Raw genomic sequence first — 23,680 nt, 5'->3', positions numbered from 1 at the left:
AGTGGCACGTACCGTGCGGATCGGGGGAAAAGTTGGAGATAACCTCAAAGACTTACCTATCGACAATTTTAGGAAATGATTTAGCGGCGGGATTTTATCCAACACCACTAACAGAAGGGAATCATTTAATACAGTTATTACAAATGGAATCAGAGCGAGCTTATGCTTGCTTTGATCCATGTTGTGGAGAAGGTACAATTTTACGAAGTTTTGCAGATGCGGTGAAACAAGTTGGTATACAACTTGATACATATGGTGTGGAATTAGATGCAAATCGATATAACAAAGCAAAAGAGCAATTAGACGTAGTAATACGCTCTAGCTTTGAAAGTATGATGATTAGTCATGACTATTTTCCACTTATCTTTTTAAACCCACCGTATAATACAGAGCTTCGGACAGAAAAAAAGAAATCAGAGAAAATGGAGTTTAACTTCTTAAAGCGTGCACACCATTATTTACAAGACGGTGGCATTATGGTGTATGTCATTCCATACGATCGTTTTGCTCGAGATGAAATTAGCTACTTTTTAGCTAAGAATTACGAGGAAATCGGGTTAATGCGTTTTGGTGATGAAAATGAAGAATTTGAGCAATTTAAACAATGTGTCTTTATTGGCCGTAAGCGTGCAGCTACGAAAAATGATACATATTTTAACGATCGATTCGCTAATTTTTGTGAGAATATGTCAGAACTAGATTTTGTTAGAGAACATGTAAATACATTAGCGCAAATGGTGAATCGTAAAAGTTGGACTATACCTACATTACGAAATCAAAATAAATTAATTTTCACATCTCGCGTAGATTATAAAGATGCTTATGAAGGTGTAGGTAAATCAGAGGGGATCTTAACATTAAAGAAACGCTTAAATAGAGGAAATGGTTACTCACTTCAAGCTGAGAAAACAGCTGCAGAGAGAGCAAAGATGCCAATTGCTTCTGGACAATTAGGACTATTGCTGATAACGGGTGTGGCAGATGGATTGCTTGGTGAAGGTGATACACTCCATGCTGTTCGTGGTTCTGAAAATGTGTTTTTTGAAACTTCATTCGAGAAACTGGAAACAACAACGAAAGAAGTTGTATTACAAAAACGCCGCGCGAAATTTATCATCGCAACACCAACTGGTGAAGTCAAAGAACTTGTCTAGGAAAGGAAGAGAGATATGTCTGTACTGTTAGGGATAGGAGCACTATACATTGTATGGGAGTTTAGCAATCGTATATTTCGTATTGCTATTGTACTTACAGTTATTTGTTTATGTGCTTCTCAATTAGGTGCAGGTACATCTTTGGAAGTATTAGAGCAATTCTCTGTTTTTCAAGGTGCCAGTGATATGCTCCATGCGGCTGAACAATCATTACCAGAGTGGAAACAGTTTATAGATTTTTAACCAATAAATTGAATGAGTAGGACATGAAACGTATCGAATAAGATGCGTTTTTTATTTTAGGAGGGAAACTTATGTTACAAGAAATAATTCAACAAGATACATTTGACCAGGAACAAACACCAGCGATGTTGCAATTGGAGACAGGCACTGCTTCACATTCAGCTTTCTGCTTTGCTATGGCAGTTAATCATAACAACCAAATGCAATTTGCAGTGTTAGGTGCGAATGACAGTACATTAAAGTCATTCAGAGCAGCCATATCAATGGGTACTAGTCGTTTGTATTTTGGAGAGGGGCAAAAAGAAGAATTACATTATGTATTAGGCAAAAAAATGAATGTAAATTCGAAAGGGCAATTTGAGTTTATAAATACACAAACAGTAAATAGAAAAAAGGCAATTATTGCGTTTTCTAAAGAATTAGAAGAAAAGTATATTGTGGCAATTGATGAAGCACCAGAAATGCAAGTAAGAGATTTCTTAATGGCTCCTCCATATGGTCTCCCAATTTTAGAAGAATGGGCGAAACCAATTTATGAAGAGATGTTAACAAGAAATTTGTTACAACCATTAAATGTGTATTTTGATAGAAATGAATTTACTTCTCTATCTATTGCGCAGGTAGCGTTAAAAGAGGAGGATTGTAAAGAGTTTTTATCAGAAATGATACGTACTGGAAAATGTCAATTCCCGCAAGAGGGTACAGGTGAAAAGATCAATGAAATTAATGATTTAAATGAATATCTATTGGAATATTCGCCTGTCATGCTTGATAAAGTAACAAAATTAGATGAGCCTTTACATCAACCGATGAAAGAACAGGCATTATCTCATTTTGATACATACCAAAGACCATTATTCCCTGTACAGGCACATGTAGCAACAGGTGCAGCAAAAGCATTACAAGTACAAAAAGGGATCATTATACAGGGGGAAATGTCGAGCGGAAAAAGTGCAATTATGACAGCGACAGTAGATGGATATTTCCATTTGACAGGACAAAAAGGATATCGTACCTGCGTATTTGTGCCACCGACTCTAACTGAGAAGTGGGCAAAAGAAGAAATACGACACTTAATACCAGACGCAGATGTACATCTGATTAAACGTACAGAGGATTTAATTCGCATTCATCAATCTTGGATCCAGGCAGGAAGACCAAAACCAGAAAAGCCAACCTTCTTTGTCATTAGTTTTACTACAATGCGAGGGGATTCTATTAAACAGATGCCATTACCTTATAAGCAAATTGCACTTTCCAAGAAATCGGAGGAAGAGGTGCAAAGATATTATAAGAATGGATACTATTGTCCAGATTGTGGTGCTAAGTTACGTAAAAAAACGTCTTCTATTATAGTTCAACAAGCTAATGGTGAACAGAAAGAAGTCTGCCAGTATAAAGATTTTACAGCAAGTGACTTAGATTCGAAAACAAATAAAAATAGTGTATGTGCTGATTGTAATTCAAACATTTGGAGTCCAAAAGTAAAAACGAAATATGCGAGTTTTAAAGATTGGACCAAATATGAAAATAAATTAGTACAAGCAATAAAAGAGGGAAATAAACCGCTGCAAAAACAACTAGAGCTAGAGAATCGTGTGAAGCCATATGATGCGAAACAATCAGGAAGAGCATATCGAAAGGTAGCTACTGTTGAGTATATTCGTAGAAAAATGAAACACTTCTTTGATGCTCTTATCGTTGATGAAGTTCACGAATGTGTGACACGTTACCTTATAAGTGTCGCTTAATTGATACGAAATAGGTGGCCTAAAAGTATTTTAGGTACAACTGATATACCGATGTCAGGAATGAAAGCCGTCATGTTGAGCTGAAACTGACAGTCTAATACTCCTACATGCATTTATCTTGATAGAGATACATTGCGTTATGTATGAAACTAGGTGAAGTCGGCTGAATCTAATTCTAAAGCCACTCTTACAGAGAGGGTATGGTTAGAGATAGGCCGGGACGCTATAAAATACCTATGATGAGAATGTTCCATGGGGAACTGACGAAGACTGCGAATGTACGCGCCTATAGGACTAAAGAATGGGAAACCTTTCTTGCTACTTATGTAGTGTGAGATACCGATGAGTAAGATTATTCGTTATGAAAATCGGCATAGTCAACAAAGAGACTATAAGGCTCACAGGTGTAAAGCAGCCATCTAAGGGTATATGTAAAGCTAGGTATATTGGAACGTGGTAAGCAGCCAACTTCTATACCAAACACCTATCAGTGGGAAGTTCACTATAAGATTCAATAACGAATCGAAATGTGTTTATGGTTGTGAAAGTAGGGTCACAGTACCGTTGAAGCTATGGAAACATAGTGGAGGGATAGGCCCAAGTCTAGTTTTACCAATAGAAATTCGAGTTAGAGTTGTAGCTCATATTTCGGGTAAGAAGGTGAGTTGGAAATCACTTAGAGGAGCTGATTTCTACACCAATGAGCGCGATAGCAAATCGACATAAACAATACTACGATTTCACAGGAATACAGAATGATTTATTCCAAAGAAGTCGTGAGGGTACTAAGAATTTCAAGAACCTACTAGAGATTGTCATTTCGGATGAAAATATTTTATTAGCATATCGGCAAGTTAAATCAAACACCGGTTCAAAAACCCCGGGTACTGATGACAAAACAATTTTGGATCTTGCTAATACTAATCAAGATGAGTTCATTCATTATATGAGAGAACTAGTGTTAAACTACAAACCAAAATCGGTTAGACGTGTATGGATAGATAAAAATTACTCAAAAGGGAAAAGACCTTTAGGTATTCCTTGCATACAAGACAGAATCGTCCAACAAATGTTCCTGAACGTTCTGGAACCAATATGCGAAGGGAAATTCTACAATCATTCTTATGGTTTTAGGCCAACACGTACTACACGACATGCGGTTGCAAGAGTTCAAACATTAGTAAATATCAACAAATATCACTACACGGTTGATATTGATATAAAAGGTTTCTTTGATAATGTAAATCACTCCATTCTTCTTAAACAAGTCTGGAATATTGGCATAAGAGACAAACGAGTAATCGCTGTAATTAGCAAAATGCTTAAAGCACCGATTAAAGGAGAAGGTATACCAACAAAAGGCGTACCCCAAGGTGGAATTCTTTCACCACTGCTATCTAACATTGTCCTCAATGACTTAGACCAATGGGTAGCCGATCAATGGGAATGCTTTGAAACGAGGTACCAATACTCCGTCAACTATTCCAAATACGTTAACCTTAGAAGAAATTCTAAACTTAAAGAAGGATTCTTAGTGAGGTACGCAGATGATTTTAGAATCATGACTAACACTCACGATTCAGCGGTTAAATGGTTTCATGCAGTAGTTGATTTTTTAAATAAAAGACTAAAGCTTGAAATCTCACCAAATAAATCAAAAATTATTAATCTTCGAAAGAAGTCTTCTTCCTTCTTAGGTTATAAATTTAAATCTACTATCAAGGGAAACAAAAGGGTATTCTTCTCGCATATAGATGATGACAAACAAAAACAAATCATCACGAAATTAAAAGAAAGAATCTATGAGATACAAAAGCATCCTTCGGCCGGCAATGCAAATCTTTACAATTCAGTAGTATTAGGAGTCCAAAATAATTTCCAATATGCTACTCACATTGTTAAGGATATGAGCGACATTGAATATAGGGTTTTACGAACTCTTAACAACCGACTGAAAAAAATTGCATGGTATGGCAAGCCCAATGAACTTCCAGAGAAAGGGGCATACCTAAAGTTTTACAAAAATACACGTAAAACATACAGGGTAGCAGGTGTATATCTTTTTCCTATAGGACAGGTTACAACAAAGAATAATCTAAATTATTCACAGTCCATTAACCCCTATACAGATGAAAAAGTATTCGATTGGGACAAAGAACTTACCGAGCTGATGAAATCCAGACTTCCTAATAGAAGCATCGAATATATGGACAATAGACTATCCAAATATTCCGCACAAAAAGGGAAATGTTTTATTACTGGATTACCGCTTAAAGCTAGAGATGTTCACTGTCATCATAAGAAACCCACTTTCCTTGGTGGAACAGATGAGTTTCAGAATCTTATTATCGTTCATAAAGATATCCATACATTAATCCATGCATCACTAGAAGGCACCGTACTAAGGTATGTTAATAGATTACGATTGCACACAAAACAAATTGAGAAAATCAACCAACTCAGGAAGCTATGTAAACTCGAAAGAATTACTATTAGATAAAACTAGAGGGAACGCCGTATGAGCTGAAAGGTTCACGTACGGTGTGGAGCGGGGGAAAAGGTGGAGATTACTTCAAAACCTTACCTATCGCTATTAAAGAGTGAAACAGCACAAGGAACTGCTTTAGGAAGTTTAGCAAGGGTTTGTAAGAAAGTCGTAGCTGGAACAGGTACATTATTTGGTGGGCGCGCAAGCGACGTATTCTATACGTTATGGCGTCTGTTCCCTCAAAAAATGGTGAAAAGTGGGTTTGAATATAGTTCTTTAATGGAATGGAATGAAACCTACGGAAATATCGAGAGAACATATTACCATGATGGTGAGGTCACATCTAATATAGCTTCACGTGGAGCACAAGGTAATTTAGATAAAACCAAGGTCGTACCTGGTATTTCACCTTATGTGTTTACCCAATTTTTAATGGATACAACCATTAATGTGCGCTTAAAAGATGTGTGGCCAAATCCTGTGGAGTTAATTAATGTACCTACGATTCTTGTCGATATGTCGGAAGAACAAAAACAGGCTTATGAGCATATGAAAGAATCTTTTGAGAAGGCGATTGAAGGGGCGAAAGGTACACCAGATGTTGGGAAACTATGGCTCTCTTATATTCGTACAGGAAATTCGTATCCAGACAATATGAATCACTACCCAAACTATCACTTAGATAATGCGGAAAGAGAATTAGTTTGGTCCAACGAAGAATTCAGATTTGATGAGGATTGTATACAGCCGAAGGAGAAGAAGCTGCAAGAAATATTGCATACTGAAATCTCTGAAGGCCGTCCAACCATCATTTATGTATCTGATACAGGATCTACAGTGAAAGAACGAGACATTCAGCCTCGTTTACAAAAGGTTGCAGAGCAAGTGCCTGGGGCAAAAGTAGCTATACTTCGTACGAATACAGTTACTCCGCCAAAGCGCAGTGCATGGTTAAAAGAGCAAGTAAATAGCGGTGTGAATGTTATCATCTGTTCACAAGAATTAGTTAAGGTAGGATTGGACTTGCTGGCGACGCCAACATTAATTTTCTACCAATTATCATTCAGCTTATTTACATTAAATCAGGCTGCAAGAAGACATTGGCGCATTGGTCAAACAAAGCAATGCAGAACTTTCTATCTTGGATATCGAGAAACATTCCAAGAACAGATGGCGCAATTAATTGCCCAAAAGAATAAAGCTGCTGAAGCAATGAATGGTGATGCAACAAGTGATGGACTGAATGCAATGCTTGGTGATACAGGAGATCTTCAGACGTTATTAATCCAAAATATTAAAAGCGGGAATCAATTAAAAGGTTCAACAGAAGAGTGGACACAGGCAGCATCGGAAGAATCTAAGCGAGTACTTGCAAATATCGGTAAAGTAATTACACCAGTGTTTGAATCAATTGAGATCCAATTTACAAACTGGGTGAAAACATTACCGAGTACATTTGACGTATCGTATATGGAAGATGCGAAATTTGTGCAAAAAGCCGTTGAATATATCCAAGAAGAAAAAGTTCCTGGCGTTGTAGTAAAGCAACGTAAACTTGAAATTGACGGGAATGTAGAAGATATCATACGTACTTTAACAACATTGAATGCCGATAAGCGTATGCTTGTACAAAAACAAGACATTACACTCTGGGATGAATTGATTGTGGAAGTAGATGGTTCTCAAAAGAAAGGAAAAGGAAAACGAAAAAATAAAGTAATTGAAGGACAATTTGAGTTTGATTTATTTGGTTAAACGAGAGGGGAAAGTCATGTTTACGAAACTTCTTATCGCACTAATTTGCTATATGGTTTATGTAGTTTGCAAAACCAAAAGAAACATGTTGATAGAAGAGAAGAAAAAAGAAAAAGGGCCAGAACCGGTGGAACGACCTGTTTATTGGTGTCCGAGAGAAAATAGACCTATTGGTAGGGAACAAGAACGTGTTACTGTTCCAACGAAAGAGATTACCTTAGAAAAGGATGTAGCCAATATATACGATTTAGTTGCTACATCTATTCGAATAAATGTAGGCGAAGAAGAAAAAGCGTTTGAGCAGGACAAGGAAGTTGCAAAAGAAGTGGAGTATGCTGAAGAATTTCATCATACTCCTGCTTCTGAAGCAGAATATGAAATTCCTTTTCCGAGCGATGAGGATATACCAGAGGAAGTATTTAAATATGAGGAGATGTTTTCGGAACTAGAACAGTTGCCAATCCCACTAGAAACAGAACAGAATCTACCTTTTCCACAAGGAGTATCAGAGGTAGAAGATATGAATCGGGTTGGGTGGACTGCAAAAGTAATAAGACGAGAACAAGGACTGACACGCGTACTGAATATGTCGGATAACAAGCGTTATTGGATTCATACAGAGGGAGAAATCTTACCAGAAAATCGACCGTTGTATTTAGAATTACAAATTGATTCACCGTATTCTTATACATTAGTTGAATGGAGCGATAGACAACTAGGGAATATATAAATTAATTTCCTAGTTGTATTTTTATAGATAGATAGTATGAATGCAGCATTTTTCCACTCATTTGTACAAGGATAAAACATTTTTTTATTTTTGTACAAATGAGTGGGACAGAATGATTCACCATATAAGAATATTCGACTATAATGAGACATTGTACGTCATTGTAATATTAAAATGTTTAAGATTAAGTGATTATAATCTTAAAACAGGAGAACTGAGAACTCTCCGCAATATAACAATGCTTAAAATAGATTAAATCCAAACATGAGGATTATATGAAGTAAAAATATTTATGATTTAAAAAATAACAATTTTGAAAGGTGAATGTAAATGATTATTAATTCCCTAAGTAACAATGTAGTAGAAAAATTAGAACAAACGGTGCGCTATGAAAAGAAACAAGTTCAGGTATTACGTGTAAGTAAAAGTAGCTCAAATGTACATGCTTATATGATTTTTCCGGAATTCTCAGAGGTTAAAATTTCAAATACCGAACTGGATGAATATATAGAAAACCTGTCAACAAGCGTGAAGTATGTCATTGATCGTAAGTTGAGTCAACAAGAAATCGAAAAGCAAAATCATTCTTTCATTATGACGTGTGAAGTTGAGGAAGATGGTGTGATAGATGATGAAACTCTTCATTTTAATACGACTTATGTTAAACCACCAACAATTGCAAATAAAGTATTTAAATTAGTATGTGGATTAGGAAATCGTCTAGATAGCCTAAAAGAGTTACATATCACAGTACTAAATAATAATATTAATCGAATTGAAATTGAATTTTACAATGAAAATGAAACATACATTGCAGTAGAGAAGGAAGAAATTGCGAATGCTATTATGGGAGCATATACGAAAGCAAATATCTATTATGCAGCAGATCTTTATTATGTTGCGGAAGGAAATCAAATCAAATTAAAAAGCGTTAAACCGAAATTAGCGGGTGATGTGTGATGAAACAAGAAAAAGGGATGATTGGAGTCCTATGTACGCTTATTTTAATGATTTTACTACTTATACCCTTACAAGCGGCTCAAGCTTCTGTAAAACCAAGTTTTAATGAAGGAAAAGGGAGCGAACTTTCGTCGTCCTTTCAAAAGGGATTAAACAATCGAGCAAAAGCAACAGAGAAAGATGATTCATTTGGCTCATCAATCATACAAAAGATTGAAGGTATGTATGCACCGGCTTTTAAAGTAGGAGTAAATATCTTTTCTATTTCATTCGTATTAGGCGTTATTGTCATGGTTATGGCATTAATTACAAAGAATGGTCAATGGATGAAGTGGGCGACTGGGAGTATGATTTTCTCATTTATTAGCATGATGTCCATGAGACTAAGTGTGTACTTCTTATTTAGTTCCGATGTATTTTCGTTTATGAACATCTTTACGGATTTTTTAGACCTGTTTAAAGCAACAGCACTTATTTTCACACCATTTATGTTAATTGCAGGTATTCGTTTAAGAAAGATTCATGAAAGTACGAAACAGCCTGAGTATTATCGTTGGTCTAACCGTGTCATAACAGGATCTTGTTTGCTGTGTATGTTAGCCGTACTCGCTCCATGGCTATTTGCTAATATATAAAGAACCATATATAAAGATGGAAAAGGTACTGAATCTAAATTCAGTACCTTTTATCTACCCATTAGGTTACTTCTTTCATATTCCGCAAATGTTTCCTTAGTTATAGGAGATAATATGCCACTTAGATACACTGCTCTATATAAAAAATATTGTTCATCTTTAGTTTGAATGGTAAGAGTTCCGTGTTCCTCATTATAGGGAATAATTCGATCAATTTTTAGTTGTTTTTTGTCGCAAATGATTTCTTGTATTGTATAGAGATTATGTATTGTCAATCTTTCGATATACAGACAACTACGCTCTAACAGATAGAAAGTGAGTGCCATTTGTAGAATGAACACAACTTGTAGTAGAGCTGGTATGCCTGCAAAACTGACAAGGAAAATGGAAACTAAAATAATATTTAACTCGGAAAACCATTTCTCGTATTGTTTCATAGAAAGAATACTTGTCTTTGTTTGAAAGACTAGGAACCTCGTTATAAGGAACAGAATTGTAAATATCCCTTCATAACTAAGCAAAATATGCCACTCCGAATTAGAAAGTTCCATGGCTAAATATATGATGCTGGTTGAAATAAGAATTGGTACGAGGTGTACCAGGGTAAATACTATTGTATGTTCTAACATTCTTTTCTTATAGATGTGATTAGTCATTGAATCCAAGTTTTCTAACTCCTTCTGCAATTTTCATGATGACACCGCCAATAAGTAGATGGTATTCGCCTATGCCCTTTTCGTTCACATACCAGCACATATAGTGTCTGATGCCTTCTTTTGCTCCGTGATCATGTAAAGGGAAAGGAGAAGCATATTTTTCTGGGCAGTTATTATTAAAAGGAACTTGTTCTGCAAGAGTAAAGCGTTTTTTTGAGTCATTTACAATCCAACAACCAAAATCTATTGTTCCATACCACATTGCATCTTTATGAATCGGATCAATAGAAGGTTGTGCTGGATAATTTTCAGCTAACATTTGCGCTTTTTCTTCACGAAGTCGTTGATGTATATGTGAATTCAATGGATCTTCCGTTCCAATTTCATAGGTTTCTTCAAAGTTCCCACATTCATAAGGGATAAGGGGATTATTTGAATCAGCTGCTAATTGTAGACTGCAAGAATCTGATTTTGAAAGATAATATACGCAGTCTTTGCAGGTGAAAAAGTTAGAAAAAGCTGAATCTGTTTTTGGTTCTGGTTCTGTTTCTGTTACGGTATTATCTACTACAAGTTTTAACATATCTATCACAATCCTTTATAGGCTATTTCAAAATTTAATATAGACGTATCATATCATGCTTATTTTTAAATGTAAATATTTTCCATTTAAAAATACCCTAATTTATTTTGAAAGGAATGTTTGTTTTGAGAAGAAATCGGGAATATATTGCTTTGCGAAATTCTATTTTAATAGGTTGGCTGCTTACAATTATCGTTATAAGTCTATCTATCTATTTTTCATCTATCGTATATTTACTAATTGGATGTTTCATTTTATCGCTAAAATACGGATTAACGGGCACTGTAAAGAATGTGGAAAAGCGTTTGCCTACCTGGGCAAATTTTGGGGTTATTGAAAAACCAGTAAATCGAAGAGTGACAAGACCGTTTCCGTTTAGGGGCGGGCTCCTTCTTTCATTAGCCTTAGGATTTGTAGAGATGGTGATAAAGGGCTTATGTATCTCATATTTTATTTTAGGATTAGAAACGTATATCTATCGTCTAATGCGCAAAAACGTAAGAGTGTGAAAAGGAGGATTTTACAATGAAAGTATTGATATTCGAATTAATTCTCATTGCAATTCTAATTCCATTGAATATTGTTGTGAAAAAACATGTACCAAAATGGAAAGCGAAAGTTGGAGAAAAATTAGTGAAGCGTACATTGAGCAAATTGGATTCAGAAAAGTATTGCGTGTTACATGATGTTACGATTCATACTGAGTATGGTGATACAACGCAAATTGACCATATTGTTATCGCGGAAACCGGTGTATTTGTTATAGAGACGAAAAACTACGAAGGTTGGATCTGTGGAAATGAGAAATCTGCAAGGTGGACACAGAGTATTTTTAGAAAGAAATCTTCTTTTCAAAATCCATTTCGACAAAATTATAAACATATAAAAGCTATTGAATGGGTAATGGAACAACAACTGCCGACCATCTCTATTGCAGCGTTCCATCCAAAATGCAGTCTAAAAAGAGTAAATGTTCAATCTAATGATAAACATGTCCTGTATTATAACGAACTACAAAAATGTATTGAATTATATACTGAAGCGCAACTAACAAATGATGAGGTCCAGCACATCTACCAAACAATATTGCGAGCGAACATTATGGATAAGGATATTGAAAAGAAACATGTGAAATATTTACATAATAAGTTCGCTAAACAATAAGAAATGGGGAAAGAGAGACATGTTATATGTAATAGGGTTCATAGTAATCTCCATAGTATCTATTCGTCTTAACATGAAGTATTATAAGCTAAAAGGAAACCAAAAAGATTTTGAGATGAAAAAGAATGATTAAAAATATATTTTAGAAATAAAGGGTGTATTTTGAGATGTCTGATGGAGTAAATATTATCTGTGATTATATAAATTAAATTGAGTAAGAATATAAAAAGTGTTATAATTAACGTAAGTTAATATATTGATATTACGTTGCAAAAGGACACACCTACGCAGACCACTGCCATAGGTGTGTCCTTTTTTAATGAAATATTAAATAAGGAGGGAGATACGGTGGAAAGATTTAATATTATGCTTAATGGTTGTCTCTTTCTGATCGTGTTTTTGGTTTTAATAATTACAATATATCATTTTACCTTATTTATAGTAAAAAGGAATATGAATAAGATGAAAAAAGAAATTAAAGTTGAAGTAACAAAAGACTCCTATATTTATAATAATAAAGGTGAAGTTATACAGGGTTTAAAAGAAGGTGAGCAATTTGTTGTAAAGTTGAATAATGATACATGGAAGTTCATTTGTGGTGAGATAGTAGTAGCGGAATATAATTACTTTGGAAAAATAAAGATGCATGATGGATTTAAATTAATTTAGGGGAAATTGTTAATTGGTTTTAAATTTGAAATTTGTAGAAAAGGAGCGAATCAAAATGAAAAAAATCAAAAAACGTCAAAATAATTCTCTTGTTCTCGGGAAACCCGGGAAAGGTACAAAGGTCCATTTTTTTGAAGAAAGTAACTTTAAACCGGAGCTTGCACCAAAAGGAGCTAATTTAAAACATATTCAAATTAACGGTAATAATATAGTAGTTATGTCCTATTAAAAATCCGATAATATTCCAATCACCCTGAAAAGGAATAAGTGAGGTGTAACCAATTGATGAATCGTAGTTTGATATATTGGAATGTTGAAGAAATCGATAGAAATATAGTTTTAATTACTTTGAAGAAAAATATTACTGTAACTAAAAAAAGTGTCTTACAACTCTATCAAAGATGCTTAACAATAGGTGAGAGTAGTATACAAATACCTATTACACCACTAAAAGCAAAATTTCACCGGGATTTTTATTCTTTTTATAAAGAGTATGCTCGTAAGAGCGAGGTAGATAACTATATATATTATGAAGAAACAAAGGTTGATTTTAACGAATTAATTATTTTTTTACCTTTCCTCGGTGTTATAGATTGTGATTTTACCAAGGGAGTAATGTTTGGTTACCGAAATGAAAAGGATTTAACGAAACTGCTTAATTTGTTAGATAAATCCTATGCAACTTTTCTTAATGGAAAATTACATAATTAACTTTCGCATAAATCATAATTAATCCAATAGGAGGCAATAGAATGGATGCGCTACAAGAATTAATATCAAAACATAATTGGAATTTACAATGTTGGGAAGATAGATATAGTAGAGGCATATGGGCAGTGGTTGCACCTCATCCGAATCACACATATGAAGTAAGAGAGATTACAGATGGTGAAGGAAAATTGAGTACGGAATTAGGGTTTTATTTCTATAATGAAGGCTCTTGGCTCCCTGTTGCTAATGGAGATAACCTAAAGGATGTATTAATGAAGCTAGATGACAAAATTAAACCGATGATTGATAACACTATATGGAGAAGAAGTGTATATGACACTTTTCAACACTTCCTTGAAGAAAACTATAGTTATTATGAATTGGAAGGTGCTCTTAAAAATAAAGTAAAGGTTTTACTAAAACCAGAGGGACTATAAATAGATGTTAAATTGCGAGGAAAGTGAGGATGAAGAGTTAATGGCAACTGGGAAACATTTTTATAAACATTTAGATAAGGAACAATATTGTAATGTAAATATCGAATTAAATATGGAGCAATTGGCTCAAATGGTTTGTAAAACAAACTATGGACTACATCGTTTTATCTCTGAAGTAATCGATATAAAGAGAACAAGTAAATGGCAAGAAGATAAAGAGTTTGCGGACGGTTTAGAGAGTTTATTGAATAAAGGTTATTTTTAAAGCTAATTGTTATTGTAATTGAGGTTAAATAATATTTTTAAAAATCCATTCGAATGTAGTAGCAAATAATTAAAAGCTTTAAATATAGGAGATGTTTATAGTGGGATTACTTTTTCAATGTGAAGATTGCGGTAAGGAAAACAATATTTCCGATATTAAGGGCACATGTGGAAATTGTGATAATAACAAAATGAAAAATTTTAAAGTTATCATAACTAGTGGAGAGTTAAGAGGAATGAGTGGAATGTATACTCTATCTAAAGCAAAAGAAATATTAGAATCGGCATTGAATAAAGAAAAAATTTTAATAATAGATCCTAAGAGTAATATTAATATGATTTTTATACAGAAATGAGATGATATTTATTGAGTCACGGAACTTTTAAAAGAGTGATTGTATTTATGACAGTTGTTTTTATTATTACTATGGGAATTTCATTTATTCTTAAAATGTTTGGTTGGCTTTAGATTCGAATAAAAATTATTACTTTAATTTAAATATGAGTTGATAACATGGGGACGTTTACAGCATTTCGTGGAAAAGTAATCACTGATGATAGAAAGGTGTGATTTTTAGATGAATTGGAAAGTGAATGCAGGAGCAGTTTTGTTTGGGATCTGCTTGGTATTTGGTTTTGTTTGGTACAGTGAATACCAAGGTAATAAATTGGTGGATCATATGTTGCAGGAACAAAAGGAACACTTAAGTGGCGAAGATAAACAAGGAGTAGTATTAGGGAAAGAGGAAAAGGAAGAAGATCTTGAAATGGATACAACCTTTGATACGTCTTCTATGTTTGTACCGGGTATTAACATGAGTGTACCGATGACAACGACAAGTACAAGCGTTTCTGATGGTGAGAAAAGGTATTATCTAAAAGTAAATGTAGAGGAGAAAGAATATAAAGTGTCAGTTGAGAAAAGCTTGTATGAACATATAAATATTGGAGATAACATCGATGTTGTGGTCGGTGATAATATGATTAGAACAAAATAAGGATATTTTAATTCAATTAAAAAAACAAGAACGATACTTAGTTTGAACAAGGTGAACTTAATAATTACCCTATTGGAGCAATAATATTAATAAGTTTATTATTTGCTAGCAATCTTAGTCTTAATTTCTTTTATTTTATATATATATATAAATACTATGTACGAAACATACAAACATAGATAATGTGCTATAATAGAAATAATCCAATACTAAAAAATCATATTGCAAAAGGACACACCTACGCATAACCATAGCGTAGGTGTGTCCTTTTTTTGTTTAAGGAGGAAAAGTTATGGGGAAAACGCTATTTATTGCAGAAAAATCAAAAGTGGCCAATGAAATTATGAAATCGCCACGATTCCGTCACTCACAAAAGTACATTGGTAGCAAGCCTTATTATGGTTATTATGAAAATGATCATTATATTGTCAGTTGGTGCCGTGGACATTTGCTGGAACTAAAAAATCCGGAAGAGATGGATCCAGAGTATAAAATGTTTAAGTTAGAACATTTACCTTTAATTTATCAGCCAGCTTATAAAGTGATACAAGAAAATGCTGAACAATTACAAATCCTTGTTAAACTACTGCAACGTCCTGATGTTGACCATGCGGTGAACGTATGTGACGCGGACCGAGAGGGAGAGTTAATCTATAGGGAAGTGTACGAATATGCAGGTGTGAATAAAAAGCAATCTCGCGTATTTAAATCCTCTTTTGAAGCTGCAGAACTTGAAGCAGCTCTCAATCGATTAGAAAGCGCATCTAAATACGATGGACTGGCGTATTCTGCTAAAGCAAGGCAGTATCTGGATTATCTATTAGGGATGAATATAACCAGGGGATGTACCACAAAATTAGCACAAAATAAATTCTTATTGTCATCTGGCCGTGTACAAATGTGTTTATTAAATGAGATACGCCAACGCGAATTAGCAATTGAAAACTATAGAGAGCAATCTTATTATCATCTGCAGCTAATAACAGATTTAGGACTTACACCGGTTATGAAAACAGAAGATCAAGTGTTAAACCCATCGCCATTAAGAAGTTTGGGAGAAAATTTGAAAGGGCAATATCTTGTAGTAGAAGAATTTAAAGAGGGAACCAGGAAGAAAAATCCTAAATTGCTATATAACTTAACAGATCTGTATAAAGATGCCCATGCGCAATTGCAAATTAATGCTGAAACTGTAAAAAAACATATTCAGAACTTGTATGAAGAAGGGTTTATTACATATCCTCGTTCATCTTCTAGGCATTTGCCTACAGAGCAAGTAGAGCGTGTAAAAGGTGTTATGCAGGCACTAGCTAAGAGTCAGTATTCTTTACTGGTACAATCCGTAGATATTGAAGCAATTGATGTGAAACATAAAACATTCAACGATGAGCTTGTATCAAGTCATTTTGCTATTATACCTACGACTAAACAATATCAAGAGGAAGGTCGTCCAGAGATTGAAAAACAACTATATAGCCTCGTAGTAAAACGTTTTGTGGGTAATTTCATGCGTCCTGCAGTATACCTGGTAAGAGAAGTATTACTTATTGACGCGATGGGAAATATCTATCAAACAAAAGAAAGTGTACTTCGAGAAAAAGGATTTCTAGAAGTGTTTCAAGAGGAAGTAGAGGAAGAAAGTGTGGAAGTATTTAAAATTCCTATTATGCAGAAAGGACAGGAACTTCAAATCTGCGATTTTGAATTACTAGAATCCAAAACAAAGAAACCTGCTCTACACACAGAAAGCTCCATTCTGACCTTTATGGAAACAGCAGGACGTAAAATAGACGATGAACATTTAAAGGAATTAATGAAGGGGAAAAGAATTGGAACCGTTGCAACCGAAGCAACCTTTATTCCAGCTTTACATGAGAAGAACTATATAGCCATTGAAAAAGGGAAAATTACTACGACTCCAATTGGACGTGCCTTTATTGAACAATTTCCTGTTCAACAAATTAAAGATCCACTATACACAGCTGAAATGGAAGGAATGATACACCGTATTGAAAAGAATGAAATGAGTTATGAAGACTTCATTGCCCAAACAAATACATTTGTACAAAAAATAGCACAAGAGATTATAAGAATACCTGACACGGTTTCGCACAATCTAATAGAGACCTGGAAGCAACAAATAGAAGTATGCCAATGTCCTTGTGGAAATGGAATAATTTTAGATAGAGGGAAATTTTTCGGGTGTAGCAATCATCCAAACTGTAACATTGGATTACCCAAAAGAATAAAAGAAAAAACGATTCCTGCAGCACAAATTAAAAAACTGTTTGAAGAAAATAAAACGGACATTATAAAAGGATTTAAATCTAATGGCAAAGAATTTTCTGCTTATTTAGCATTCGTTAACGGTGAAGTCAGCTTTAATTTGCCTTCAGTTGAAGAATTATCGCTAGGTCAGTGTCCAAAGTGTCAAAAAGGACAAATCCTAAACCGTAAAACGTTTTTTGGGTGCTCAGAATATCAAAACGGATGCGATTTTATGTTGCCGGCTAAAATTAAAGGAAAGAAATTATCCGATAGCCAGATTAAAAAACTAGTGAATAACAATGTAACAGACTTCATTAGTGGTTTTAGTGGAGAAAAAGGAGAATTCACAGCTGCGATTCGATTAAACCCGGACCTTAGTATTTGTTTTGAATTTCCAACTGCAGAGGATCGTACAGTAGGTAAATGCCCATTATGCCAGAGTAGAGTCATAATAGGGAAAACAAACTATCTATGCGAACAGTACAAGAAGGGCTGTGATTTCATTGTTTCAGGAATGATACTTGAAAAAAGAATTACAGCTAGTCAAATCAAGAAATTATTAGAAAAGAATATGACGGATACAATAAAAGGATTCATATCGAAAAAAACAGGAAAATCATTCGATGCGAAATTAACATATGACTCTACACAGAAGAGAGTCACGTTTATATATGAGAAGAAGAAATAATATCGCAAAATCTTAAATTTCATATATAAAATTAATAAGAAATATGATATGATGAAAGTAACAAAATACTTCTAAAACTATCTTGCAAAAGGACACACCTACGCATATATATGCCATAGGTGTGTCCTTTTTTATTTGTTTTTGAGATGCAGCTATTTACGAATTTTGATTAGGAGGAAGAAATTTCGATATGAAAATATGGATTAAGGCTATTTGTTTAACATCATTCGTACTTCAAATGGCAGCATGTAGCAATTCGACACAAATAAATAATGAATCAAGACCTGCCCAAGCAGTACAAAACGGGATACAACAGCACATGGAAGGGAAAGGTATTGTTGATGTTCCAGAAGCTTATAAGGGAAAAATAAAAGACTTAGAGACTGTTAAAGGGAAGGTATTACATATAAAGGACGGAGATACGATAGACGTGAACGTAAAGAGGCAGAAACAGACGGTACGGTTACTGTTATTGGATACTCCTGAGTCTGTATCTCAAAAAATCCCACCACAAAAGATGGGAAAAGAAGCCTCTTCCTTTTTAAAGAAACAACTAGAAGGGAAAAGTGTAACTTTGGTTTATGATCGGGGACAAAAAGAAGACAAATACGGTAGGAAATTGGCTTATGTATTTTGTAACGGAATACATATTAATGAATTAATGGTCAAGTCTGGTTATGGGATTATAGCCTATATCTCTAGACTTAATACTACATTTCTACCTGAAATGCTAGAAGCAGAAAAAGAAGCAAAAGAATTAAAGGCTGGTGTGTGGGGCATTAAAGGATTTGTAGATGAAAAGAATCGGCATTATAACCGTAATGATGCAGCTTAATATCAATACTTATTCCAAAAGGAGGTTTCTTGAATGAATGGGAACAAAAGAAACATGCTCTTATCTTTTTTTATTTCTACTTTTTTTATTTTTTTGAGTCTATTTCCATTTAGCGGTAATGAATTTGTATATGTTATTGCAAAAATTGGAGCTGCAGCCGGTGTAATAAATATTGTGATGATGAGTGTGGTCTTGTATTTTCAAAGCAAAAAAATGAGACACCTCTTAAATTAATACGGCAAAAACGCTTGTTTTCCTTACTCGTATACAAAAGAAAGGGGTAAGGAAAACCGAAAGGGGCATTTTTTAGATGAGTCAAATTCCAGGGTTTTTGAAGTTCGTTTTAGCAAAGGAAAGACGATATGTATATTTGGCTGTAGCAGAAAAGAAAAACAAACGAGTGAAAACACATATTGTATATAGATTCGGTCCACTAGAAACAGCATTAGAAACTATGTACGGAATGCGTGATGATTTTGAGAATTGCTTTCCACCAGAGTTGAAAGATAAGGGGTATGACTGGGAAGATCTAAATGATTGGATACTATCCATTGAAACCGGTTATTCCAAATACGGAAATAAATTAGTGACATTCTAAATAGATAATTGAGATAATATTGCATCCTTATTATAAAACCTTCAATACAATTAAAATCGTGTGAGGAGAACATAAAATGGAATGGATTCGTAAGTACCACATTGCAATTGCTTGGATGATAGCTACTAGTGCAATGCTAATTAGTTTATTTTTTAGTGAATGGATGAAGCTGCCGCCATGTGATTTATGCTGGTACCAAAGAATGGCCATGTATCCATTAGTATTAATATTGGGGATAGGAATGTATAGAAAAGATCCGCGCGTCAGCATGTATGCATTTCCATTTACGTGTATCGGTTTAATATTATCTGTATATCAAATTACAATACAAGCATTTCCTATTAATGAGATGAAGATTTGTTCAGTAGGAGTTTCATGTACAGAAGATTACTTAAATTTATTCGGTTTCATTTCGATACCTATGCTATCTTTTATTGGATTTTTAGTCATCATAATACTTATATATATTGAATCTGATAGAGAGACAAAAGAATAAACATTATAGTGGTTATGAACAATGTACTCAAGTAAACACAACATACTTAAAAATAGATAATTAAAATAAAACAAAATTATAAAAGGAGAAATTAAAATGACAACTATTCAAGCAAGTAATGAAATGTACAAAATCCCAGAGGCGGATGTAGAATTATTAAAGATTATGGCCCATCCAGTTAGGTTACAAATTGTGAAGGAGCTAGAACACCGCAAAATTTGTAATGTAACACAATTAACAGAGCTATTAGATGTCCCTCAATCAACTGTATCTCAGCACTTATCTAAGATGCGTGGCAAGATTCTCCGCTCGGAAAGAAGAGGGTTAGAGATGTACTATCATATTGCAAATTCCAAAGCATGTCAGATTGTTAGTGTACTAGGTTTATAAATACCTCAAATTAAATAGCGGATTATGAAATTAAAAATAAAATAAGGGCAGCCTAGCATAGCTGCCCTTATTTTATTTGTGATTTTGCATATATTTGTGCGCATTTAGTATAGCAAACATTATTCTTTGCTTTCAACCTTCAATATTTTTTGTTTCTCAATATGTTTAGTATGCTTTTATTTTATAATAAACTTAATTCTTTTTATTTATCTATATTTCCTGGGGTGAATCCTTTTATTAAGGATTCCTTTTTTGTTTTTACCACTTTTTAAATTAAAAAAATTCAATTTTAAGCAGATTTATATTTATAAAGAAACCGTTGAAATAGCTTGTTTATAAAGGAATTGTTGCTTTCCGTTACTGGAGACTAGCACTGAAAATTTATCAACAGCAATAATAATGCCAGGTACTCTTACTCCGTTTATTAAAAATATTGTTACTAGTCTTTGTTCCTCTATTAATTTTTTATAGAAATCTTCTTGTGTATGCATTAATAGTTAATTCCTCTCTTAAAATTTTAAGCTCCCTTTTATGGATGCAAAAGGAACCAGTTACTTTTAATTTCTATATTAAGATTCTGAAATGATTGTATTTTGTAATTTTATAATAGGGATCCCCATATAAAAATAAAAGTCCTCACAATGAAGTGAAGACCCTTGTTTTTTATCATCCGCCAGTATGGCCGTGAGCATATTGTACAATTTTTTCCTCACTAAGCGCTTTCTGTGTATCAGTTGCATGGCTAGAATTCAAAATAAATGTGAATGCAGCTGTAATCCCGATTAAGCTAAAAATTACTTTTCTCATTTTAAAGCCTCCTTCTCAAAGTTTTTTTCTTCGGCTTGATGGCTAAGGTAAAAATAATCACTTGCTTTTGAACGGTTATTCTCTTGATGGAATAAAACTGCTAATTTTTTAGCGTATTCTTGTACGTACTCATGTAGGTTTTCTCTCTCAAAATAAGAGATTCCTGTTTTAATTGTCTTTTCTAATTCGTCAGCGGTTACTTTTTGATTTAACTTTTCTAAAATCCAAAAGTGATGTTCGTACTCTTCATTTTTAAGCTCTTTACAAACTTCTAATCCTTTATCTATAAGGTTAGAAGTTTCCTCTGAATCTCCCATTTCCATATGCTCTCTAGCCTTAATAAAGATTGCTTTATAGTCTTTAGGGAGTTCTTGTATTACTTCAGATAAGTATCGTATTGCTAGTTCAGATAAATTTTGGCCAGCATACATTAATCCTAAGTTGTGACGAACAAACGTAATAAATTTTTCTTCACCTGATTTTTTAAATGTATTAATAGCTGTAATAAAGTGTTCTTCAGCTTCTTCAAATTGTTTTAAGTGTGTACAAGCTAAACCAATTAAATTATCACATAACGCAATAGTAGCCTCATATCCTGCATGCTTTTTAAAAATCTCTTTTGCCTTAGTTGCTTCTTTGATAGCCGCCAATGGCTTATAGATATGATAATGGAAAGTGGATAGTTTGAAATAAAATTCTCCATGTTCAACTTCATCCGGGATATGGTTTAATAGTTCTTCAGCTTTGTTGTAATGTTCTTTCGCACTTGTAAAGTTACCTGTAATATTTGAATGAATAGCTTTAAAGAAATGGTAGTAGTACGATAAAAACTGATCTGCAGGCACCTCTAATGATTCAACCTTATCAAAACTGTCTTTTCCAATGCTTAAACTATCAACCATATATTGATGACGAAAATCTAAAAGAGAATAGTATAAAAGCAGGTTTTGGTCCTCTTCAATATTGTGTATTTTTTGATCAATTTCAACTTTTAATTTATGCGCCTTTCCAATATGTCTGGCACGAATCTCTATATACCAGTCATTTAACATTTTTGTGATTTGCTCATTACCCTTTATCGAAGCAATCATTATATATTCCCCCATCCTATAGAGTATCCTATTTATTACCATCATAGCAGAAAAGCAGGATATATTATGTAATTTTAATTTATTTATCAATAAAATTCTGAAAAAAAAGTTAATTCACTCATCGCTCAAAAAACAACAATAAACTTCATTAAGTTTATTGTTGTTTTTCGTATATATAAAATATATAATTTATATATATATTATTCTAAAATTAATACTCTGAAAGGGGGAGTGCCGAGATGAATATTAATAAGCTATAAGTGAAGAAGAAGGAATTCAACTCAGTAAAGAAAGAATTGTAGAAGTAAGAGAGAAGTGATTTTCATAACTGGGAAGGGATAAATATAATGCATAAATCTAATGAAAAAACCAATGCAAATGTTATAGTGTGTTTTTTTATAACTATTATTACGATTATAATTGTGTGGTTTATTTTTCCGGCAATACAGTCAGCTATGACAGAATATGAAATTGAAGAAGAGACAGTAAAAAAAGGAAGGTTAGTACAGGCGAAGGTTATCGATAAAAAATTTATTGAAGGCGATCCTGGAAATCCTCTTATGGGTGATACAGGTTCTCCAGACAAACATCTTATTACATTATATACGAATGAAAAGATGCGAATTATAGACGTGAAAAGTGATGTTTTTAACCAAATTGATGTAGGTAATGAAATAAAGGCTTATGAATATAAAGAACGCATAACAATAGAACAAGAAAAGAGAAAAAGTGGTTGGGATTAAGGGCAACTGCTCCAAGTGAATATGAAAATTTCACCTTTATTTAGTTAAGGGGGGATAGAAAAATTGAACGGTGATTTTTCGTGATTACATATATAATACATAATATAATGATATAATGTATTATATAAAAACCTAATACGTTTAGTTTACATAAATTGAAATGGGGTTGAACAAGAATGAAAAAGAGTTTACTTGAAAAGATTTTAAGTGCATTATCAAATAATATACCCGCTAAGGGGCTTTCAAATTACTTATACCAACAAATTCAACAGTTAACATCACAAAAGGATATTGAAGCCTTTTCAGCTAATTTACAAGAACGAGTCAAGAATATTGAGTCAGCATCTCAATTCGAATTAGTGAATTTAGGCACAGCACTATATGCAGCGTTCTCAGCTGATAGAGAGTATAAAAAAGGTTGGATCGTAGATGCTTATTGGGAAGTGTATAATAAATGTAATTCAGCCAATCAAGCTGTATTAACTGGTGTTTCAGGCTGGTAAGTTTTTTTATCACTGAGTAATAAATTCAACAGTATAAAAACAGGATACTTCTTTAAGGAAGTA

30 protein-coding genes are annotated in these 23,680 nt (G+C 33.7%); 25 read left to right on the top strand and 5 right to left on the bottom strand.

All coding sequences use genetic code 11. The annotated features are described in order from the left end of the window. The first annotated feature begins 32 nt into the window (after positions 1–32). The 8 genes from BAQ44_RS09350 (at position 33) to BAQ44_RS30300 (ending at position 9,716) form a co-directional block, all read left to right on the top strand. On the top strand, positions 33–1,154 hold the full coding sequence (locus BAQ44_RS09350) for a DUF6094 domain-containing protein (protein ID WP_000406895.1): 1,122 nt from the start codon (positions 33–35) through the stop codon (positions 1,152–1,154). Between the two features lie 15 nt (positions 1,155–1,169). Beyond that, positions 1,170–1,397 (top strand): hypothetical protein, encoded by a 228-nt coding sequence (locus tag BAQ44_RS09345; protein WP_000114818.1) that lies wholly within the window; start codon positions 1,170–1,172, stop codon positions 1,395–1,397. A 71-nt stretch (positions 1,398–1,468) separates the two neighbouring features. Further along, entirely contained in the window at positions 1,469–3,148 is a 1,680-nt protein-coding gene (locus tag BAQ44_RS09340; RefSeq protein WP_061129934.1) for a DEAD/DEAH box helicase family protein, read from the top strand. Positions 3,149–3,848: 700 nt separating this feature from the next. Next, entirely contained in the window at positions 3,849–5,648 is a 1,800-nt protein-coding gene (gene ltrA, locus BAQ44_RS09335) for a group II intron reverse transcriptase/maturase (protein WP_001272778.1), read from the top strand. 60 nt (positions 5,649–5,708) lie between these two features. Next, positions 5,709–7,391, top strand: a complete 1,683-nt coding sequence (locus BAQ44_RS09330; RefSeq protein ID WP_080466598.1) for a DEAD/DEAH box helicase — start codon at positions 5,709–5,711, stop codon at positions 7,389–7,391. A 16-nt stretch (positions 7,392–7,407) separates the two neighbouring features. Continuing rightward, complete coding sequence (locus BAQ44_RS09325) at positions 7,408–8,121, top strand: hypothetical protein (protein ID WP_000494456.1); 714 nt, start codon at positions 7,408–7,410, stop codon at positions 8,119–8,121. Positions 8,122–8,451: 330 nt separating this feature from the next. Next, a complete protein-coding gene (locus tag BAQ44_RS09320; RefSeq protein ID WP_000586356.1) occupies positions 8,452–9,081 on the top strand; it encodes a hypothetical protein in 630 nt (209 codons plus the stop codon). Then, positions 9,081–9,716, top strand: coding sequence for a hypothetical protein (locus tag BAQ44_RS30300; protein WP_048558861.1), 636 nt, complete (start codon positions 9,081–9,083; stop codon positions 9,714–9,716). The genes BAQ44_RS09320 and BAQ44_RS30300 overlap by 1 nt, the downstream gene beginning before the upstream one ends. A gap of 50 nt (positions 9,717–9,766) precedes the next feature. Here BAQ44_RS30300 and BAQ44_RS09310 read toward each other — a convergent pair whose 3' ends face one another. After that, positions 9,767–10,381 (bottom strand): hypothetical protein, encoded by a 615-nt coding sequence (locus BAQ44_RS09310; RefSeq protein WP_000377937.1) that lies wholly within the window; start codon positions 10,379–10,381, stop codon positions 9,767–9,769. Further along, positions 10,365–10,955: a hypothetical protein gene (locus BAQ44_RS09305; protein ID WP_000916415.1), complete on the bottom strand. Its 591-nt coding sequence runs from the start codon at positions 10,953–10,955 to the stop codon at positions 10,365–10,367. The genes BAQ44_RS09310 and BAQ44_RS09305 overlap by 17 nt, the downstream gene beginning before the upstream one ends. Positions 10,956–11,080: 125 nt before the next feature. Here BAQ44_RS09305 and BAQ44_RS09300 point away from each other — a divergent pair, with 125 nt between their 5' ends. From BAQ44_RS09300 to BAQ44_RS09230, 15 genes are all read left to right on the top strand, one after another. Further along, positions 11,081–11,464 carry a hypothetical protein gene (locus BAQ44_RS09300; protein ID WP_002163370.1) on the top strand — a complete coding sequence of 128 codons (384 nt, stop codon included), beginning with the start codon at positions 11,081–11,083 and terminating at the stop codon, positions 11,462–11,464. Between the two features lie 16 nt (positions 11,465–11,480). Then, a complete protein-coding gene (locus BAQ44_RS09295; protein ID WP_000865998.1) occupies positions 11,481–12,119 on the top strand; it encodes a nuclease-related domain-containing protein in 639 nt (212 codons plus the stop codon). A 348-nt stretch (positions 12,120–12,467) separates the two neighbouring features. Then, positions 12,468–12,788 carry a hypothetical protein gene (locus tag BAQ44_RS31370; protein WP_000439354.1) on the top strand — a complete coding sequence of 107 codons (321 nt, stop codon included), beginning with the start codon at positions 12,468–12,470 and terminating at the stop codon, positions 12,786–12,788. 55 nt (positions 12,789–12,843) lie between these two features. Next, positions 12,844–13,017: a hypothetical protein gene (locus BAQ44_RS30995; RefSeq protein ID WP_002163368.1), complete on the top strand. Its 174-nt coding sequence runs from the start codon at positions 12,844–12,846 to the stop codon at positions 13,015–13,017. Positions 13,018–13,073: 56 nt separating this feature from the next. Then, a complete protein-coding gene (locus tag BAQ44_RS09280) occupies positions 13,074–13,499 on the top strand; it encodes a hypothetical protein (RefSeq protein WP_001082099.1) in 426 nt (141 codons plus the stop codon). 41 nt (positions 13,500–13,540) lie between these two features. Beyond that, positions 13,541–13,936: a hypothetical protein gene (locus BAQ44_RS09275; protein WP_000339405.1), complete on the top strand. Its 396-nt coding sequence runs from the start codon at positions 13,541–13,543 to the stop codon at positions 13,934–13,936. A 4-nt stretch (positions 13,937–13,940) separates the two neighbouring features. Continuing rightward, positions 13,941–14,201, top strand: coding sequence for a hypothetical protein (locus BAQ44_RS09270; protein WP_000930819.1), 261 nt, complete (start codon positions 13,941–13,943; stop codon positions 14,199–14,201). Positions 14,202–14,292: 91 nt separating this feature from the next. After that, on the top strand, positions 14,293–14,556 hold the full coding sequence (locus tag BAQ44_RS09265) for a hypothetical protein (RefSeq protein WP_011167263.1): 264 nt from the start codon (positions 14,293–14,295) through the stop codon (positions 14,554–14,556). Between the two features lie 222 nt (positions 14,557–14,778). Further along, positions 14,779–15,198, top strand: coding sequence for a hypothetical protein (locus BAQ44_RS09260; protein ID WP_001104249.1), 420 nt, complete (start codon positions 14,779–14,781; stop codon positions 15,196–15,198). Positions 15,199–15,490: 292 nt separating this feature from the next. After that, positions 15,491–18,154: a type IA DNA topoisomerase gene (locus tag BAQ44_RS09255; protein ID WP_000520749.1), complete on the top strand. Its 2,664-nt coding sequence runs from the start codon at positions 15,491–15,493 to the stop codon at positions 18,152–18,154. A gap of 190 nt (positions 18,155–18,344) precedes the next feature. After that, positions 18,345–18,989 carry a thermonuclease family protein gene (locus BAQ44_RS09250; RefSeq protein ID WP_000708141.1) on the top strand — a complete coding sequence of 215 codons (645 nt, stop codon included), beginning with the start codon at positions 18,345–18,347 and terminating at the stop codon, positions 18,987–18,989. A gap of 33 nt (positions 18,990–19,022) precedes the next feature. After that, positions 19,023–19,223: a hypothetical protein gene (locus tag BAQ44_RS09245; RefSeq protein ID WP_001014120.1), complete on the top strand. Its 201-nt coding sequence runs from the start codon at positions 19,023–19,025 to the stop codon at positions 19,221–19,223. Between the two features lie 76 nt (positions 19,224–19,299). Next, positions 19,300–19,587: a hypothetical protein gene (locus BAQ44_RS09240; protein WP_000078380.1), complete on the top strand. Its 288-nt coding sequence runs from the start codon at positions 19,300–19,302 to the stop codon at positions 19,585–19,587. A gap of 76 nt (positions 19,588–19,663) precedes the next feature. After that, positions 19,664–20,083 carry a disulfide oxidoreductase gene (locus BAQ44_RS09235; RefSeq protein ID WP_000454806.1) on the top strand — a complete coding sequence of 140 codons (420 nt, stop codon included), beginning with the start codon at positions 19,664–19,666 and terminating at the stop codon, positions 20,081–20,083. Positions 20,084–20,179: 96 nt separating this feature from the next. After that, complete coding sequence (locus BAQ44_RS09230) at positions 20,180–20,473, top strand: ArsR/SmtB family transcription factor (RefSeq protein WP_000207870.1); 294 nt, start codon at positions 20,180–20,182, stop codon at positions 20,471–20,473. A gap of 305 nt (positions 20,474–20,778) precedes the next feature. On the opposite strand, the gene hfq is transcribed toward BAQ44_RS09230, so the two are convergent. The 3 genes from hfq to BAQ44_RS09220 all read right to left on the bottom strand — a co-directional run bounded on the left by hfq (position 20,779) and on the right by BAQ44_RS09220 (position 22,371). Continuing rightward, entirely contained in the window at positions 20,779–20,964 is a 186-nt protein-coding gene (gene hfq / locus BAQ44_RS09225; protein ID WP_000557400.1) for an RNA chaperone Hfq, read from the bottom strand. Positions 20,965–21,139: 175 nt separating this feature from the next. Next, complete coding sequence (locus BAQ44_RS30990; RefSeq protein ID WP_001233271.1) at positions 21,140–21,280, bottom strand: hypothetical protein; 141 nt, start codon at positions 21,278–21,280, stop codon at positions 21,140–21,142. Beyond that, positions 21,277–22,371 carry a Rap family tetratricopeptide repeat protein gene (locus tag BAQ44_RS09220; protein WP_000561969.1) on the bottom strand — a complete coding sequence of 365 codons (1,095 nt, stop codon included), beginning with the start codon at positions 22,369–22,371 and terminating at the stop codon, positions 21,277–21,279. Before BAQ44_RS09220 ends, BAQ44_RS30990 begins: the two co-directional genes overlap by 4 nt. A gap of 347 nt (positions 22,372–22,718) precedes the next feature. On the opposite strand from BAQ44_RS09220, the gene BAQ44_RS09215 reads away from it, so the two are divergent. Continuing rightward, positions 22,719–23,114, top strand: coding sequence for a hypothetical protein (locus tag BAQ44_RS09215; protein ID WP_000549611.1), 396 nt, complete (start codon positions 22,719–22,721; stop codon positions 23,112–23,114). Between the two features lie 176 nt (positions 23,115–23,290). Then, a complete protein-coding gene (locus tag BAQ44_RS09210; protein ID WP_000749219.1) occupies positions 23,291–23,617 on the top strand; it encodes a hypothetical protein in 327 nt (108 codons plus the stop codon). The last annotated feature ends 63 nt before the right edge of the window (positions 23,618–23,680 follow it).

Source organism: Bacillus mobilis (assembly GCF_001884045.1).
Lineage (GTDB): Bacteria > Bacillota > Bacilli > Bacillales > Bacillaceae_G > Bacillus_A > Bacillus_A mobilis.
This window is presented reverse-complemented; position numbering and strand designations above follow the sequence as displayed.

Coding starts and splice junctions, on each gene's coding strand:
- BAQ44_RS09340 (WP_061129934.1), top strand. CDS start 1,469: ATGTTACAAGAAATAATTCAACAAGATACATTTGACCAGGAACAAACA.
- BAQ44_RS09250 (WP_000708141.1), top strand. CDS start 18,345: ATGAAAATATGGATTAAGGCTATTTGTTTAACATCATTCGTACTTCAA.
- ltrA (WP_001272778.1), top strand. CDS start 3,849: ATGAGCGCGATAGCAAATCGACATAAACAATACTACGATTTCACAGGA.
- BAQ44_RS09295 (WP_000865998.1), top strand. CDS start 11,481: ATGAAAGTATTGATATTCGAATTAATTCTCATTGCAATTCTAATTCCA.
- BAQ44_RS09245 (WP_001014120.1), top strand. CDS start 19,023: ATGAATGGGAACAAAAGAAACATGCTCTTATCTTTTTTTATTTCTACT.
- BAQ44_RS30990 (WP_001233271.1), bottom strand. CDS start 21,280: ATGAGAAAAGTAATTTTTAGCTTAATCGGGATTACAGCTGCATTCACA.
- BAQ44_RS09305 (WP_000916415.1), bottom strand. CDS start 10,955: ATGTTAAAACTTGTAGTAGATAATACCGTAACAGAAACAGAACCAGAA.
- BAQ44_RS09230 (WP_000207870.1), top strand. CDS start 20,180: ATGACAACTATTCAAGCAAGTAATGAAATGTACAAAATCCCAGAGGCG.
- BAQ44_RS09280 (WP_001082099.1), top strand. CDS start 13,074: ATGAATCGTAGTTTGATATATTGGAATGTTGAAGAAATCGATAGAAAT.
- BAQ44_RS09325 (WP_000494456.1), top strand. CDS start 7,408: ATGTTTACGAAACTTCTTATCGCACTAATTTGCTATATGGTTTATGTA.
- BAQ44_RS09270 (WP_000930819.1), top strand. CDS start 13,941: ATGTTAAATTGCGAGGAAAGTGAGGATGAAGAGTTAATGGCAACTGGG.
- BAQ44_RS09275 (WP_000339405.1), top strand. CDS start 13,541: ATGGATGCGCTACAAGAATTAATATCAAAACATAATTGGAATTTACAA.
- BAQ44_RS09345 (WP_000114818.1), top strand. CDS start 1,170: ATGTCTGTACTGTTAGGGATAGGAGCACTATACATTGTATGGGAGTTT.
- BAQ44_RS09215 (WP_000549611.1), top strand. CDS start 22,719: ATGCATAAATCTAATGAAAAAACCAATGCAAATGTTATAGTGTGTTTT.
- BAQ44_RS09260 (WP_001104249.1), top strand. CDS start 14,779: ATGAATTGGAAAGTGAATGCAGGAGCAGTTTTGTTTGGGATCTGCTTG.
- BAQ44_RS09255 (WP_000520749.1), top strand. CDS start 15,491: ATGGGGAAAACGCTATTTATTGCAGAAAAATCAAAAGTGGCCAATGAA.
- BAQ44_RS09320 (WP_000586356.1), top strand. CDS start 8,452: ATGATTATTAATTCCCTAAGTAACAATGTAGTAGAAAAATTAGAACAA.
- BAQ44_RS09240 (WP_000078380.1), top strand. CDS start 19,300: ATGAGTCAAATTCCAGGGTTTTTGAAGTTCGTTTTAGCAAAGGAAAGA.
- BAQ44_RS30995 (WP_002163368.1), top strand. CDS start 12,844: ATGAAAAAAATCAAAAAACGTCAAAATAATTCTCTTGTTCTCGGGAAA.
- BAQ44_RS09220 (WP_000561969.1), bottom strand. CDS start 22,371: ATGATTGCTTCGATAAAGGGTAATGAGCAAATCACAAAAATGTTAAAT.
- BAQ44_RS30300 (WP_048558861.1), top strand. CDS start 9,081: ATGAAACAAGAAAAAGGGATGATTGGAGTCCTATGTACGCTTATTTTA.
- hfq (WP_000557400.1), bottom strand. CDS start 20,964: ATGCATACACAAGAAGATTTCTATAAAAAATTAATAGAGGAACAAAGA.
- BAQ44_RS09210 (WP_000749219.1), top strand. CDS start 23,291: ATGAAAAAGAGTTTACTTGAAAAGATTTTAAGTGCATTATCAAATAAT.
- BAQ44_RS09265 (WP_011167263.1), top strand. CDS start 14,293: ATGTTTATAGTGGGATTACTTTTTCAATGTGAAGATTGCGGTAAGGAA.
- BAQ44_RS09235 (WP_000454806.1), top strand. CDS start 19,664: ATGGAATGGATTCGTAAGTACCACATTGCAATTGCTTGGATGATAGCT.